This is a genomic window from Pseudomonas purpurea (assembly GCF_039908635.1).
In the GTDB taxonomy this organism is placed as follows: domain Bacteria; phylum Pseudomonadota; class Gammaproteobacteria; order Pseudomonadales; family Pseudomonadaceae; genus Aquipseudomonas; species Aquipseudomonas purpurea.
Window position 1 is genome coordinate 533,998 of sequence record NZ_CP150918.1, and the last position, 14,979, is coordinate 548,976.

The following is a 14,979-nucleotide window of genomic DNA, read 5'->3' on the forward strand; positions in this document are numbered from 1 at the left end:
GCAGGGCATGTTATTGGCTTCATTAATCACTGTAGTTCACATGCTGAGCCATTAAGTTGGGGCGGGACAGGGTATCAATGGCGTCAATGCGCCCCAGCATTTCCTTGACCTTGGTCTTGAACGTTTCGTCGTCCATGTCGATCCAGTAACGGGATTGGCGTCCGCTGGCACGGTCGGCTTCGGCACTCACCGGGTCGAGATGGCGGTGGGGTTCATAGAGAGGCAGGTCCGGCAGTGGACGGCTGACATCCATGAAGTTCTGGAAAAAATCCCATAATGCGCAGGGCTTTTGCTCGGTGTTGTCAGGTGTGATCAGGCTATTGAAGTTAATGCGGATGTCCCGGTAACGATGAATCAAAAAAAGTCCGATCATGGGCAGGCCCTGGCGGTCCGGGGTCGTGACGAGGTAGGCATCGAACTCGTAGAACGGTGCGATGTGTTCGCCGATGACTCCTGTTTTTTTGAAGTTTTTATAATCAAACACGGTAACCAGACCGGTACGACGATTCAGCTCCCAAAGTGGACCTTTGGGTGGACGGAACCAAACTTTCGGGAAATAGTTAATGACGATATGCCCAACGCCCCAGCAGAACAAGGGGAGAAAAAAAATGGCCAAAATCCCATCATGAGTACTTCAAGGAAACCCAGCTTTATGTATGAGTCTCTTGATGCAATGTAGAGGCCTAGGCTAACAATTGTATACAGAGGGGCGGCTATAAAAAATATACCTTTTCCCGCCGTGGCCAGATATATCCAGAGCTTTGAACTTATAGGGAGTTGAGCCAGACGAAAGCGCTCATGATCATACTTTTGATGTAACTCGACGCCTTCAAATGTTGGCGGTACATAGGTGCCGTTGGCCTTTTTTTCTTCCTTTTCCTTTTTTACCTGCTCCCAAAAGCGCATGTCGTCGGGTGTCGGGTCTTCCATGATGCAGCTTGGGGCAACATCTTGAGTATTGCCCCAAGGCAGGCGCGTACCAGAAAATTTACTGAACCAACTGCGCTCCGCCGACTCCGCTTGATCGGGGATGTCGGCGGGGCAGTAAGTTGTAATTCCGTAATGAGAAGGCTTCGTCAATCGCTGTAGTCCACATGCTGAGCCATTAAGTTGGGGCGGGACAGGGTATCAATGGCGTCAATGCGCCCCAGCATTTCCTTGACCTTGGTCTTGAACGTTTCGTCGTCCATGTCGATCCAGTAACGGGGTTGACGTCCGCTGGCTCGGTCGGCTTCGGCACTTACCGGGTCGAGATGGCGGTGGGGTTCATAGAGAGGCAGGTCTGGCAGTGGACGGCTGACATCCATGAAATTCTGGAAAAAATCCCATAATGCGCAGGGCTTTTGCTCGGTGTTGTCAGGTGTGATCAGGCTATTGAAGTTGATGCGGATGTCCCGGTAACGATGAATCAAAAAAAGTCCGATCATGGGCAGGCCCTGACGGTCCGGGGTCGTGACGAGATAGGCATCGAACTCGTAGAACGGTGCGATGTGCTCGCCGATGACACCTGTTTTTTTGAAGTTTTTATAATCAAAGACGGTAACCAGGCCAGTACGACGATTCAGCTCCCAAAGTGGTCCTTTGGGTGGACGGAACCAAACTTTCGGGAAATAGCTAATGACGGTATGTCCAACGCCCCAGCAGAACAAGGGTAGAAACGTGAATGGCCAAAACCCAGACATGAACAGTTCAAAGAAGCCATATTTTATGTCTGAACTTCTAGAGGCGATATGCATTCCTAGGCTAACTAGTGCATATAGCGGAGTCATTATGAAAAAAGTGATTTTTCCAACTATGGTTAAATATAGCCATAGTTTTGAGCTTATTGGTAGTTGGGCCAGTCGAAAACGCTCGTGATCGAATTTTTGATGCAGGTTCACTCCGTCGAATGTTGGTTTTGTATATGTATTGCTTGCTTTTTCCTCTTCTGCTTTTTTTTTGGCCTGTTCCCAAAAGCGCATGTCATTGGGCGTGGGATCTTCCATGATGCAACGTGGGGCTACATTTTGAGTATTGCCCCAGGGTAGGCGTGTGCCAGAAAATGTATCTAACCAACTGCGTTTGACAGAGGTTGGTTGTTTTGGGACTCTTTCATGTTGGAATGCATCATGTTCATAGTAAGTTAAAGCTTGGTTGATTTTATCCATTAGTTTGGCGCCTTGTGGGTCTGTTCATCCGCCCAAAAAGGCCGGCCAGTCATGTTGAAGTCTGAAGCTCTGTAGATCGAACTATACTGAGCGGGGTCTTTCACTGAGGGAGCAGGGAAATATAGGTTCTCACCATTTCCGCTAAGCATGAACTGTGCTCGTACTGCCCATTGGGTATTGCGGCTACTACTGCCCGGATTTGCGGGGGCAGTGGAAGTAGGGGGCGGGGCAAAAAATAATTCAAGTGCGTCACTGTAGAGGCGCTGAGCCTGAGCCACGGCGGGTGTCTTAGGTGCAATGGTGTCGGTGCGATAGGGGGACCCTTTGATGCTGTAATGCGTGACTTGCTCGCACAGGCGACAGTCGGCAGTGATGCTCATGCTGCCAAGACTTCCCAGCAAGCCAGGCAGGCGGCTTTCCAGACGAATCAGGGTGCCAGCACTGCGTATTTCGTAGGGTACGCTGGCATTGACATCCAGTTTTGCACCGGGTTGATACTCAGGATTGGCGCGGATCGAGATGCCGATGCCAGACATAAGCCCTATCAGGCGATAGAAGGCTTCGTGGGGATCTCGTAGATGTACAGAAGGGGTTCCGCCTCCCGGACCGAAAGGCCCATTGCTCATCCAGTCATCCAGCGGTGTGCTACTGAGCCAAAACACCAGGGCCGGCGCCAATACCAATCAATAGAAGGCTTAACCAGCCTAGTGGTTGCATACCTAGGAACGACATCGCCACGCCACTGAATACACCGGAAGTGACTCCAGCCAAGGCTCCACCAGCCATTAACAAGTAGCCATACATGGCTTTGTCATTCCATTGCCAAGCATATATGGCATCGTATATGTTCAGAAAGGCAAAGACTGTTCCAGAGACTAGTTGGCCAATAAGGCGGGCGGTAACCTTTTCAACCAATCTCTTTCCCAAGGCCTCACCAAAACCGGTACTGAATCTACCCTTAGGAATAATGTAGATAGGTTCTCGTGCGGCAGCTAAGGCTGACTGAGAGCCCATCACTTTAACGGTCAGCGCTTCCATGGCAATTATGAGGTCAAGGCCAGCGCCGGCAACTCCGCCTACAACTCGGAACATGTTTTTTTCCCGCAAGCTTTGTGTCCATGCTTGTGTTTCATTCCCCACATTCCATATCTCCAACATCAATACTGCGATGCAGACAGGGCTGGAACCAAGAACCTTTTGGGCAGTTGCAAGTGTTTTGTGTCTTTTGATCACCGTATTCAAGGCATTGTCTGCGGCCTTGGCTGCATCGTCAGCGCTGTTGGCCGCGGATTTGGCTTGCTTGTTGGTGGCCTGCTCTTTGTTCATATTGCTGGTCAATTTCGCTGTGACATGGTCGCGGGGAAGAACCAGAACTTTATGGGTTGCTGTTTCCACACCGTCAGCGGGCATGCGTTTGCGATCGGTACTGCCCAGTAACTTGCCATTTTTATCCAGGTACTCGCCATACAGTGTCTTGGGCGTCGTTTCTGGTGCCGGTAGGTCTTCCAGGCCAAACACATAGTATTTTTGAGTAACTTTGCCTCGGCTCATGAAGTAAGCCGCCCCAAAGGCATCGGGTAGCATACTGCGTAATTGTTGTACGCCTATGGAGTGCAATTGCACGGTCACGGGTTTGGCTTTGCTGGCTAAACGCTTGCGGAGGCTTTCCAGGCGATCATTGGACTCTGTACTGGTTTTTTTGCGGGCCTTGGCTTCATCTGCGGCCAGGTCGGCAGCTGCCTGGGGGGCTTCGATTGCTTTGACGGCCAGATTCACGGCGCCCTGCAGGTTTTCAAAAATACTGACCAGCGCACCGGTGACAGCCTTGCCCTTGGTAGTCAGGTAACTGTTGAGACTGGCCCCGGCCAACAGATTGGCCACGTCCAGGCTGTCCTCGGTTTTTTGTTGGGCGATGGCAGGTGCTGGCTTTTTCTCGTTTTTAGCCAACTCTGTGGCGCGGAAGCGACCATCGCCCGTGTTTTCATCCTCTTTGGTGGGTACTTGGTAGGGAGCGTCAGTGGTTTGCTCGTCGCATTCAGGCCAAAGCATGACGTGCAGCGGAGACTTTTTATCACTGGCAATTTTTCCAATGAACTTTTGTCCTTCGCTGGCAGTGGGGCTGTAGAGGCTGACCCCACTGACTGCGTCGACCACATCTCCGCTTGGGGCCAGCGGGTCAAGACGCGCAGGCGGTATGGCGATGGCGGCAATCGTCTGGCTGATGCAGAACAGTGCGCAGGCGTACTCAAAATCATCCAGGCTGAAATGGTCGGCCAGTGTCTGTTGGGTGCTCGCCTGCTGCAGACTCTCGGTCAACAAGTCCTGAGCTGTGTTCATGTGTTGCCACACCATGGCACGCTCTACGGTGGCGGTGCAGCGGTTGATATCTTGCTTGCCGCTGGCGCTGAGTTTTTCCATGCTGGCGTGCAGCGGGTTGGCCGCGCCCGAAATGTTGCGAGGGACTACCAGTTGTTGCACCAGCAGGGCGCTGGCATGGTTGACCTGGCGCGCAGCGTGGCGAGCGCACAAGAGCAGCAGGTGCGGATGGGTTTTGATGCGATTCTGCAGGTAGCGCAAGCGATAGCGTGAGTCATCCAGCAGTACACCGCAGACTTGTCGTTCTCGGGCTTTAGTCAGTACATCGGTAGTGCTTGGATGAGCCAGCCACAGATCGGGTTTTTTTGCGGGAGGGTCATCCTTTTTCTCTTCCGTCGGTTTGGGCACAGGCAACGAGTTTTCCAAGGTGTCGGCTACGGCCGTCACTTCCAGTGTTGCGGTAGCTTTGGGAGAGGTCCCCTTGGCGCACTCAATCAGAAAATCCTTGGCTTCCTGACCGGCCTTGACCGGGAACTGTCCGTCGAGGCTGAACAGGTGTTGGGCCGGGTGATCGAGCATGTACTCGTAAGCAGGGCTACGGGGGCGTTGAGGTGCTACCACAGTGAGCGGGAAAACACTCAGGTCAAGGTTGCGTCTGACGACTGTGACTTGGGCCACGGAGGTCTGATTGGCACGGTCACGAACATCAAAGTTCGAAAATGCCTGCAGCATGGCCTGGCCGTCTGGCTTGCCTTTGTAGAGGTCTTTGAACCGGGCATTTGAACAGCTCAGATCAGGGTTTCGGCAGCGTTGGTCACGTGCCTTGGCATCTTGTTCAAGGTGTCGCAGGCGTGGTGCGTTGAGTTGTATTTCGGAGAAACACAACTGCAGGTCCATAACACGCTGATTGTTCCAGATTGCAGGGAGCCAGATATCTTCCAGGGGTTGCCCGGTGGCTTGGCGATTCCCGGTTTTGAAACCATTGCCTTGACGGTATTGAGCAACATCAATGTCATGGTAAGTGGTTTTGCCTTCCTCAATCCGCACCTCCAGTTCACGCCACAGCTTCTTCTGGTAAAAGGCGTAGATGAAGCCAGTTCTGGCAAGAACCGGAGCGCCGAGGTCGTAGCTGCTTTTCGAGCCCGGCAGCGCGACGAATGGAAGTACGGGAACCAACTGGTTCCATTGTGCATCTGCCTGGCGTGGACTTGCCCGTACATTCTTGAGCAGTGGCAGACGAATCGGCTTGCCTGTGCTTGAGGTGATTTCCAGCCATAGATTGCGAGTGGCTTGGCCGGCGCAATCCCAGACATGCAACACACTGCTGCACAGGTCTTTTTCCAAGGGTTCGGGTTTACCCTTGAGCTCCTTGTTGGCCTCATCGCACAGGACGATTTTCTGGCCAGCGGGATGGTCCTTTCCAATCACCTGAACGATCAGTTTTCCAGCTTCGCAAGCCGGGCCGGAGCTCAAACTCCCAACGGGTGCGCTCATGTCAGGGACTCCTTGTCTTGTTGGTTTCGTTCCAGATGCAATCGCATCTGTTCCAGGCGATCTTCGCTGGTGCCGTGAGGGGGAACATGGGGCGCATCCTGGCTTGGATGGTGCGCTCGCAGTGACAGGTATTCGTTGAGTTCTGCGGCTTGCGCAAAGCCGCTGCTCATCCCGTCTTGCAGATATTTCTCGGCTTGTGGGTAGGGCGTTGTGTCGTGTTTTTCCCACCACTGGTACAGGAAGTGTTCTTTTTGCTGGCGCTGCAATGCCTGTTCATAGGGGGCGCTCAGGTGAACAGGTGTCATGTTCTCGACGGCCTTCCATTGCAATGCTTTGGGATTGTCGATGCTGATCCAGCGTTGACCTCCCAGCGCCAGATCGCTCCAGGTTCCGCCGTACCATGTCAGACAGCTTATCGGTCCCATCCACGTCGGGCCGGCCTGGACATCATCGACCGGGAAGAGATAGCTGGCTGTCGTCGGATGGGAGTAGCGCAGGACACCTTTGCGGCCCTGGCCAAAGCGCACTAGCAATATGTGTCGTAGATGAGTGAGCAGCGTTTGTGCGTCAGCCTCACTCTCAATAATCAGCCCGGGCCAATTAACCGGCTCGTTGCGAATTGCTTCGAGGAACGCCGAGTGAGTGGGTGTCTCCAACCACAGAGGACTTTGATCTGCATAGAGGGCCAGTTCGGTTGTGTCGAATAAAAGGCTCAGGTTGGGATCTTCCAAGTGGCGGTAAATCTTCTCGAGCAAGTCATCTGTGCGTTCAAGCAGTACCGAAATCGTCACGCTTTTGCTCCTGCCAGCAGGGCTTTTCTGCATGGGCAATCCGTCAACGGACACTCCATCGGCGTACCGCCCTTGGGTTTCTGGCACAACTCAACAATTGGCACATTCTCCCGCAAGCGCTGCTGTAGAAGAGCCCCCGGCTTATCCGCATCCGCCTGCTTCAACGGCCCCGGCAGCAACGGCGCCGCCCCCGTGCCGTTCCCGGCGCTTCCGCCCGAGTTCATGTTGATCACCGGGCCACTCAGGGTTACGCCGCCGCCGTCGATTTTGACGAAGCTGCCGCCGCCGACGAGGGTCATTTCGCTGCCGGCTTCGAGGACGACTTTGAGGCCGCTGCTGAGGTGGATTTCCTGGCCGGCGTCGATGAACTGGCTGGTGCCGAGTTTGATGTGCTGGTTCACGCCCACGGTGAGGTGGTCGCTGGCCTGGGTTTCGACTTTGCGGTCTGTGTGGACGGTGTGGTGTTCCTCGACCTTGAACTCGCTGTAGCTGTTGGCTTCGACGGTGTCATGGCGTTCGTTGCCGACGCGGATTCTCTGGTCGTGTTCGATGTTCTCGTCCCAGTCGCGCTGGGCGTGCAGGAAGATCTGTTCCTGGCCTTTCTTGTCTTCGATGCGCAGTTCGTTGTAACCGCCGCCGCCCGGTGAGCTGAGGGTCTTGAAGGTGCTGCGGGTCTTGTTCGCCGGCAGGGCGTAGGGGACGGTGTTTTCCTTGTGATACAGGCAGCCGCTGACCAGTGGCTGGTCGGGGTCGCCTTCAAGGAACGTCACCAGCACTTCCATGCCGATACGCGGGATGGCGATGCCGCCGTAATGGGCGCCTGCCCAGGCCGAGGAGACGCGCAGCCAGCAACTGGTCTTGTCGTCGGCCTGACCTTCGCGGTCCCAGTGGAACTGCACCTTCACGCGGCCGTACTGATCGCAGTGGATCTCTTCACCCTTGGGGCCGGTGACCACGGCGCTCTGGCTGCCGAGGATGCGCGGCTTGGGGTGGTTCAGGGGCGGGCGGTTGGGTACGTCCCACGGGGTGGCCTGAAAGCGATTGCGGTAACCCTGGTGGAAATCGTCCTTGAGGGCCGTGGTGTCGCTGGTCACCGACTCTTCGAGGACCTGCGGCTGTTTGCCTTCGTGGAGGATTTCGGTGAGCAGCCAGAGGTCGTTCCATTTGGCTTTTGGGTGCTGCTTGAGGGCCAGGAAGTGCCCGCTGACCAGCAGCGGCTGATCGCTTTTGCCTTCGGCCAGTTGGAAGTCGCTGCGGTGGCGTTCCAGGGCGCGGGTGGCCAGGTGTTTGCCACGCTCGCGGTCGGTGAAGCGGCCGGGGTAGTCGTAGTCTTCGAGGTCTGGCTTGGCATCGCCGGGGGCGGCGCTTTCGAGGGTGAGGCGCGGCTTCTCGAAGTCGTAGTCGCGGCGCGTGGTACGGCTGGTGCGGGTTTCCAGACGCAGGTCGAAGCGCTTGATCACCGGGTCGTTGGCGACCATGCCGGAGTCTTGCTGGTAGGCCACGGGGGCGAGTTTCGGGAACACCGTCTGGTCATCGCCAAACACCAGTTTGTGGCCCGTGGCGCTGTGCTGGAAGTGGTAGTGGATACCTTCTTCCTCGCACAGGCGCTGGATGAAATGCAGGTCCGATTCATCGTACTGAACGCAGTACACGCGCTCGGGATAAACCGCCCCTAGCTGGAATTGGTAGGCGTTGCTCTGGATGCCGTGTTCTTCAAGCACCTGGCCGATGATTTTCGGCACGGTGATGTTCTGGAAGATGCGCTGGTTGATGCGGTGCGCCAGGTAGGACAGCTGCGGGCGCAGGGTCACGGCGTAGCGCGTCAGGCGCTTGCCGGAATCGCCTTGGGCGGCGCGATAGATCTGCCCGTGGATGCCGCTGCCGTCGGGCGACATTTGCAGGAACGCCGGTTTGTGCAACAGGGTTTCGAGGTTCAGGTCCGGTCGTTCGCTGACCAGTTCGACCTCGATCTGAAACGGCTGGCTGATGGCTTCCCGGCCTTTGAAGGCGAGCACCTGGAGATCGTTCTCCAGACCTTCGATGGTCAGGCTGAAGTGAGTCTGATTGGCCGGAGCGAACATCCATTGTTCCTTTTGCAGTCTTGCGGCGCGCGTCGGCACCGGGTGAGGGTGTGGACGAAGGCAGGAATTCTATAGGGCATAAACGACATCGGCCAGCAGAGCTGGCCGATGTGTTGTAACGGTCGGCCAGACTTAGCCAGCGACCGGGGAACGCCAGTCATCGGAACCCGAAGTACCGGATACTTCGTGGGTCCAGGTGATTTTGCGGTAGGTGAAGTGCACGTCTTCCAGGTGGGTGAAGTGCGAGTTCGATGGGTCCTGGCAGTTGTGCATGTAGTCCTTGATGTCCACGATGATCGCGTCTTCAAGTTTGGTGGTGTAGTAGTGCTCTTGGGTGCCGGCAGCGGAGGTGCGGTACCACTTGATTTCGATAGTGGTCATGCGCTCGCCCGACGTCAGGGCAGCCAGCAACAGTGGGGAAGCCTTGTCGAAGACTTTGGTGATAACCACGGGTTTGTGAACGCGTTGGCCGGTGGGTTGGCCGGATTGCGGGTCACGCGGGATGATGACTTCGTGGCTGAAACCCTGAACCATGACCTGGTCTTCGTGACCTTCCTGGTAGGTGTTGCCAACGGAGTCTGCGGTGAAGGCGCCGGCGGTGATCAGGCCTTGTTTTTCGCCGGTGACGGACATATATGCTGGTGTTGCCATGGATGCTCTCCTTGCTGACATAAATGAGATAGCCCGGGGGCGAAATCGCCCGGTGGGTGATCTTTATGTATCAAGGTTTGTGCCATGTATAAAAAATACTATTTAAATCAAATAGTTATGCGTTAAAGGCGTAAGAGTTTGCCTTGTTGCGCGTAGGAAAGGTCGCCAAAGTGCGCAAGAAGTTGCGCAGTACTGCGCAAGAAGTTGCGCACTCGGCTACAGGTCAGGTGGGCCGTGGGCTGTAGGGGATTTACGAGCGGATTTCTGGAAACAAGTGCGCAAGAAGTTGCGCACTTGAGGTTTTGGCTTCGTGGGTGGGCGAAGGGATCGGCAGCGAGCGGGATGACGTTACGACGCGTTGCTCATCTGACTGATCCCTGCCGATGCCATCGAGATGAGCAATCGGTTTTAGGCGCTGATCGGGACACGCCAGTCGTCAGAGCCGGAAGTCCCGGATATTTCGTGGGTCCAGATGATTTTGCGGTAGGTGAAGTACACATCTTCCAGGTGAGTGAAGTGCGACATCTGCGGGTCCTGGCAGTTCGGCATACGTGATTGAACCTCGACGATGAGCGCATCCACCAGCTCAATGCTGAAGTAGTGCTCCTGAATGCCTTCAACGGAGGTTCGATACCAGGCCAGGTGGCAGTTTTCCAACCGCTCTCCAGAGGTCAGCGCGGCAAAAATCAACGGCGAAGACTTGTCGAAAACTTTGGTGATCATCAGTGGCTTGTGTACGCGCTGACCGGTTGGCTGGCCCGATTGCGGGTCCCTGGGAATGATGACCTGATGCTGGAAGGCCTGGACCAGAATCTGGTCTTCGTGGCCTTCCTGATAGATGTTGCCGACAGATTTCTGGGTGAATGTTTCTGCGGTGATCAGGCCTTGCTTGGTGCCTGTGATGGAGAGATACGCGGGTGTTGGCATGTGAGCTTTCCTTGCCTGATAAACCAAAAGCCCCCGGAGGTGAAATTGCCTCGGGAGTACCAGAGGGTTATCAAGGTCCATGCCATTTAAAAATAATCTATATAAATCAAATGCTTATGATTTTTACACGATGAATTAAGGCACTGTTCAATCGAAAACTGCGCAAGTTCTTGCGCACCACTGCGCAACAACTTGCGCAGTGCCCTGAAAGCCATACAGGCCATGCTGCAAGGCGAATTTTCAGCCAATGACGCGCAATCCGTTGTGCAACTTCTTGCGCATCATGGCCAGGTAGTGGCCGTCATCACTCAGACCAGCGGCCAGAACCACGGAATCACGAACATCGCGACGATCATCATCAGGATGTTCAGCGGGATGCCGATGCGCATGAAGTCGCTGAATTTGTAGCCGCCCGCGTTATACACAAACGTATTGGTCTGGTAGCCGATGGGTGTGGCGAAGCTGACGCTGGCAGCGAACATCACCGCGACCACGAAGGGCCGAGGGTCGACGCCCAGTTGCTGGGCGACGCCGATGGCGATGGGTGTCAGCAGCACGGCCACGGCGTTGTTGGAGAGAATTTCGGTGAGCACCGTGGTCAGCAGGTAAATGAAACCGAGCATCAGCAACGGCCCAGGATTTGGGATCGCGGCCATGGTTTTGTTCACCACCAGGTCGATCAGGCCGACCTTGTCCATGGCGATACTGATGGCCAGCATGCCGAAGATCAGGCTGAGGATTTTCCAGTCCACGGCTTTATACGCGTCTTCGACGTCCAGGCAGCGGGTGGCGACCACCACCACGGCGGCGATCAGCGCCATGCCTTCGATGGGCATGATTTCAAACGCAGACAGGACCATGACGGCCAGTGTGGCGATCAAGGCAATCGGCGCCTTGTCGCGGCGGTAGGCGCGCTCCTGCACGGTGTTCAGGCTGATCAGGTCGCCGTTGTCGGCGAAGCGGCGGATTTGCGCCGGGGTGCCTTCAACCAGCATCACGTCGCCGAACTGCAGGTGCAGGTCGTCGAGGTTGCCTTGAATGTTTTCGGCCTGACGGTGTACCGCCAGCACGTTGATGCCGTAGCGTGCGGTGAGGTCGAGGTCGCGCATCGGCCGGTGGCTGTAGCGCGAGCTGCGGCCGACGATGGCCTCGGCGAGGATCACGTCGTGGCTGCTGATGGTTTCGAAGGCTTCACCGCGATTGAACGTCAGGTGACCGCTTTCGCGCAGCTCGACCACGTCCTGGACTTGTCCGTGCAGCACCAGTCGGTCACCGCTCAACAGTTGGGTGTGGTGGTCCGGGGTGCTGAGTTCCTGATCGTCACGGAAGATCTTCAGCACTTGCAGGCCACTGCCACCGTTGAGGTTGGCCTCGGCCAGGGTCTTGCCGATCACCGGTGAGTCGTGGGGCACCAGCAACTCGCTCATGAACGTGCGGCCCAGGTCCGGGCGCAGCTGTTTGGACAGGCTGTCGCGGTCCGGCAGCAGGCGATTGCTGAAGAGCATCAGGTAGATGAAGCCGACGGCGGCGAACATCAACGCCGCCGGGGTGATCTCGAACATGCCGAACGGCGCCAGGCCGGCCTTGCGCGCCACGCCGTCCACCAGAATGTTGGTCGAGGTTCCGATCATCGTCAGCATGCCGCCCAGCACGGTGGCGTAGGACAGCGGAATCAAGAGTTTCGAGGGCGAGCTGTTGGCGCGTTTGGCCAGGGCAATCGCCACGGGCGTGAGAATCGCCACCACCGGGGTGTTGTTGAGGAACGCGGAAATCACCAGCGCGGTAATCATCAAGCCGCCGAGCACCCGCAGCGGTTTATCGCCGACAAGGTTGCCCAGCCAGTTGCCCAGGGCATCGATGCAACCGGTGCGCTCCAGCGCAGCGGACAGCACGAACATGCAGGCGATGGTGGCCGGCGCCGAGTTGCTCAGCACACCCAGCACTTCGCCGGGGCTGAGGATCTGCGTCACCAGCAACGCCGCAACGGCAATCGCCGCCACCACGTCGGCGCTCCATTTTTCGCGCACGAAAGAAATCAGCAACCAGATCAGCAACGCAGCGACGAACAGCAGGGGTAACGAGTCCCAGGACATGGGGCTTCCTTTGGCGAACGAATCTCGTATGAGGTATCGGGCGCGCTCGGAGGCGGCCGCGGCCGACACGATAGTGAGGCGCGCTTAGAGAGTCTAAGAATGTTTAAGTTGGTTGATATGCGATTTGGTTATTGGGTCTGTGCCCCGTCGTATCTGCTCATATATTCACCGGTGTAGGCGTGCGCCCTATACCTAGGCTTTGGAAGTACATCGAGTGCGCACCGCTGGTCAGCCCATGCCAATAGCGGGTTGCGATAGTCGCGCTCGGTGCCTACCCTCCATAGCAAGATGCGATAAGGATGCTGCATGCGTGTGATCACTGCCAAACGGATCTGGGAGGCCAAGGAAAAATGGCCGCAATCAGCGAGTGCGCTGGATGAATGGTATCGACGGATGAAAATCTACAGCCCCGCTGATTTTGCGCAGATGAAGGCGATGTTTGCGGCGGTGGACAAGGTTGAGTCGTGGCATGTTTTCGATGTGGGCGGCAACAAGCTGCGACTGATCGCGCTGGTCCGCTACAAGGTTCAAAAGCTCTATATCCGGCATGTGCTGGATCATCACGACTATGACAAAGGCAAATGGAAAGAGGACCGCAGATGAGCGCACTCATAAAACAGGCTGTCGAGCATTGGCAGTTCATCTCGCCGTTGCTGCACAAGCCAACGAACGAGGCCGATTACGACCTGCTGGTCAAAGCGCTTGATGAACTGCTGGAGCTGGTGGGTGAAGATGAGTCCAACCCGCTCATGAGCCTGGTGGACATCATCGGCGACTGGATCGAGGCGTATGACCATGAACATCGGCCGATGCCCGTGGATGCACTGCGTTACCTGATGCGCGAACACAGCTTGAGCCAAAGCGACCTGCCGGGTGTTGGCGCGCAATCGGTGGTGTCGGAAGTTCTCAGCGGCAAGCGCCAGCTCAACCTGCGGCAAGTTCGCTGGTTGGCCGAGCGCTTTGGTGTCTCGGTGGAGACCTTTATCTGAGCGAACTTACGACGAACAACTGATCTCCAGATGCTTGCCCCACTCAGGCGGGCGCTCGGCGTAGCTGTCCATGCCGGGCTGTTCTTCGAACGGCTTGCTCAACACGGTGTGCAGGCGACGCACTTCTGAATAGTCACCGCTTTCTGCGGCGTCGATGGCTTTCTGTGCCAGGTAGTTGCGCAGGATATAGAGCGGATTGACTGCGTGCATGCGCGTGCGGCGCTGTGCCTGGTCGATGGTGCCTTCGCGGCTGACGCGGGCGCTGTAGCGCTCGGCCCAGGCATCGAAACCCTTGATGTCGACGAAGTCGTCGCGCAGGCGAGCCACGGCCACATCGACCGGCTCTTCGCCGAGGCGACGAAAGAACAGGCTGTAGTCGACGCCGCTGTTTTGCATCAGTTGCAGCAGTGTTTCGACCAGTGCCTGGTCGTCGTCTTCGGCGGTAGTCAAGCCGAGGCGCCGACGCATCAGGTCCAGGTAGTGGGTCTGGAACAGCGGCAGGAACAGGCCGAGGGTTTCGCGCAAGGCATCGACGCTGATGAACGGCGTCAGGGCCTGGGCCAGGGCGCTGAGGTTCCACTGGCCGATGGGTACTTGGTTGCTGAACGAGTAGCGGCCCTGGTCATCGGAATGATTGCAGATGAAGTGGGCGTCGAAGTCGTCGAGGAAGGCGAACGGGCCGAAGTCGAAGGTGATGCCCAGGATCGACATGTTGTCGGTGTTCATCACGCCGTGGCAGAAACCATAGGCCTGCCATTTGGCGATCAGTTCAGCGTTGCGCTCGACGATTTCGCGGAACATGGCCAGGTACGGTTCCGGTTGTTCCAGGCACTCGGGGAAGTGCATGGCCAGCACGTGTTCGCCGAGGGCTTTCTGTTGTTCGGGGCGCTTGGTGTAGTAGAAGTATTCGAAATGCCCGAAGCGCACATGGCTCGGCGCCAGGCGCAGGACCATTGCCGCGCGCTCCTGTTTCTCGCGCCAGACCGGGGTGCTGGAGCCGATCACGCACAGCGCGCGGGTGGTCGGGATACCCAGGGCATGCAGTGCTTCGGAGGCCAGAAACTCGCGAATCGACGAACGCAGCACCGCGCGGCCATCGCCCATGCGCGAGTAAGGTGTTTGCCCGGCGCCCTTGAGGTGCAAGTCCCAGTGTTCGCCCGCCTCGTTGTAGACCTCGCCCAGCAGCAGCCCGCGACCGTCGCCCAATTGCGGGTTGTAGGAGCCGAACTGATGCCCGGAATAGACCATCGCCCGCGGTTCTGCTTCGGCCCACAGCGTGTGGCCGCCGAACAGTTCGGCGAACACCGGCGTTTCGGCGACGGCCGGGTCCAGGTCCAGCAACGCCATGGCGGCGGGGCTGGCGACTACCAGCCGAGGGTCCGCGATGGGTTCGGGCAGCACGTGGGTTGAGAGCGCATCGCCCAGGCGGGCGAAGCGGTTGTCGAAGGTCAGTTCGTCGAGGGCTTTCAACGGCCATCTCCAGCAGAATG

The 14,979-nt window shown here is 56.9% G+C and carries 13 protein-coding genes; 2 read left to right on the forward strand and 11 right to left on the reverse strand.

What is annotated here, in order from left to right; all coding sequences use genetic code 11:
* Nucleotides 1-22: 22 nt before the first annotated feature.
* From AABM54_RS02475 to AABM54_RS02520, 10 genes are all read right to left on the reverse strand, one after another.
* Complete coding sequence (locus AABM54_RS02475) at nt 23-484, reverse strand: hypothetical protein (RefSeq protein ID WP_347903506.1); 462 nt, start codon at nt 482-484, stop codon at nt 23-25.
* A gap of 23 nt (nt 485-507) precedes the next feature.
* Nucleotides 508-1,080: a hypothetical protein gene (locus AABM54_RS02480; protein WP_347903507.1), complete on the reverse strand. Its 573-nt coding sequence runs from the start codon at nt 1,078-1,080 to the stop codon at nt 508-510.
* Nucleotides 1,077-1,985, reverse strand: coding sequence for a hypothetical protein (locus tag AABM54_RS02485; RefSeq protein ID WP_347906122.1), 909 nt, complete (start codon nt 1,983-1,985; stop codon nt 1,077-1,079). Before AABM54_RS02485 ends, AABM54_RS02480 begins: the two co-directional genes overlap by 4 nt.
* Nucleotides 1,986-2,146: 161 nt before the next feature.
* Complete coding sequence (locus AABM54_RS02490) at nt 2,147-2,683, reverse strand: hypothetical protein (RefSeq protein WP_347903509.1); 537 nt, start codon at nt 2,681-2,683, stop codon at nt 2,147-2,149.
* Nucleotides 2,684-2,792: 109 nt separating this feature from the next.
* A complete protein-coding gene (locus AABM54_RS02495) occupies nt 2,793-5,957 on the reverse strand; it encodes a hypothetical protein (protein WP_347903511.1) in 3,165 nt (1,054 codons plus the stop codon).
* Nucleotides 5,954-6,748, reverse strand: a complete 795-nt coding sequence (locus AABM54_RS02500) for a DUF4123 domain-containing protein (protein WP_347903513.1) — start codon at nt 6,746-6,748, stop codon at nt 5,954-5,956. The genes AABM54_RS02495 and AABM54_RS02500 overlap by 4 nt, the downstream gene beginning before the upstream one ends.
* Nucleotides 6,745-8,829, reverse strand: coding sequence for a type VI secretion system tip protein TssI/VgrG (gene tssI, locus AABM54_RS02505; protein ID WP_347903515.1), 2,085 nt, complete (start codon nt 8,827-8,829; stop codon nt 6,745-6,747). The genes AABM54_RS02500 and tssI overlap by 4 nt, the downstream gene beginning before the upstream one ends.
* Before the next feature lie 132 nt (nt 8,830-8,961).
* Nucleotides 8,962-9,480: an Hcp family type VI secretion system effector gene (locus AABM54_RS02510; protein ID WP_347903517.1), complete on the reverse strand. Its 519-nt coding sequence runs from the start codon at nt 9,478-9,480 to the stop codon at nt 8,962-8,964.
* Nucleotides 9,481-9,888: 408 nt separating this feature from the next.
* Nucleotides 9,889-10,407, reverse strand: a complete 519-nt coding sequence (locus AABM54_RS02515; protein ID WP_347903519.1) for an Hcp family type VI secretion system effector — start codon at nt 10,405-10,407, stop codon at nt 9,889-9,891.
* Between the two features lie 308 nt (nt 10,408-10,715).
* Nucleotides 10,716-12,500, reverse strand: coding sequence for an SLC13 family permease (locus AABM54_RS02520; RefSeq protein ID WP_347903521.1), 1,785 nt, complete (start codon nt 12,498-12,500; stop codon nt 10,716-10,718).
* 306 nt (nt 12,501-12,806) lie between these two features.
* Here AABM54_RS02520 and AABM54_RS02525 point away from each other — a divergent pair, with 306 nt between their 5' ends.
* Entirely contained in the window at nt 12,807-13,103 is a 297-nt protein-coding gene (locus AABM54_RS02525; RefSeq protein ID WP_347903523.1) for a type II toxin-antitoxin system HigB family toxin, read from the forward strand.
* Nucleotides 13,100-13,489, forward strand: a complete 390-nt coding sequence (locus AABM54_RS02530) for a transcriptional regulator (protein WP_347903525.1) — start codon at nt 13,100-13,102, stop codon at nt 13,487-13,489. The genes AABM54_RS02525 and AABM54_RS02530 overlap by 4 nt, the downstream gene beginning before the upstream one ends.
* A gap of 6 nt (nt 13,490-13,495) precedes the next feature.
* Here the strand turns inward: AABM54_RS02530 and selO are convergent, their stop codons facing one another.
* Nucleotides 13,496-14,959 carry a protein adenylyltransferase SelO gene (gene selO, locus AABM54_RS02535; protein WP_347903526.1) on the reverse strand — a complete coding sequence of 488 codons (1,464 nt, stop codon included), beginning with the start codon at nt 14,957-14,959 and terminating at the stop codon, nt 13,496-13,498.
* Between the last annotated feature and the right edge of the window lie 20 nt (nt 14,960-14,979).

What these genes read in the sequence shown, in the direction of transcription:
- AABM54_RS02485 (WP_347906122.1), bottom strand. Translation starts at nt 1,985, where the DNA reads ATGGAAGATCCCACGCCCAATGACATGCGCTTTTGGGAACAGGCCAAA.
- AABM54_RS02490 (WP_347903509.1), bottom strand. Translation starts at nt 2,683, where the DNA reads ATGTCTGGCATCGGCATCTCGATCCGCGCCAATCCTGAGTATCAACCC.
- AABM54_RS02495 (WP_347903511.1), bottom strand. Translation starts at nt 5,957, where the DNA reads ATGAGCGCACCCGTTGGGAGTTTGAGCTCCGGCCCGGCTTGCGAAGCT.
- tssI (WP_347903515.1), bottom strand. Translation starts at nt 8,829, where the DNA reads ATGTTCGCTCCGGCCAATCAGACTCACTTCAGCCTGACCATCGAAGGT.
- AABM54_RS02510 (WP_347903517.1), bottom strand. Translation starts at nt 9,480, where the DNA reads ATGGCAACACCAGCATATATGTCCGTCACCGGCGAAAAACAAGGCCTG.
- AABM54_RS02515 (WP_347903519.1), bottom strand. Translation starts at nt 10,407, where the DNA reads ATGCCAACACCCGCGTATCTCTCCATCACAGGCACCAAGCAAGGCCTG.
- AABM54_RS02520 (WP_347903521.1), bottom strand. Translation starts at nt 12,500, where the DNA reads ATGTCCTGGGACTCGTTACCCCTGCTGTTCGTCGCTGCGTTGCTGATC.
- AABM54_RS02525 (WP_347903523.1), top strand. Translation starts at nt 12,807, where the DNA reads ATGCGTGTGATCACTGCCAAACGGATCTGGGAGGCCAAGGAAAAATGG.
- AABM54_RS02530 (WP_347903525.1), top strand. Translation starts at nt 13,100, where the DNA reads ATGAGCGCACTCATAAAACAGGCTGTCGAGCATTGGCAGTTCATCTCG.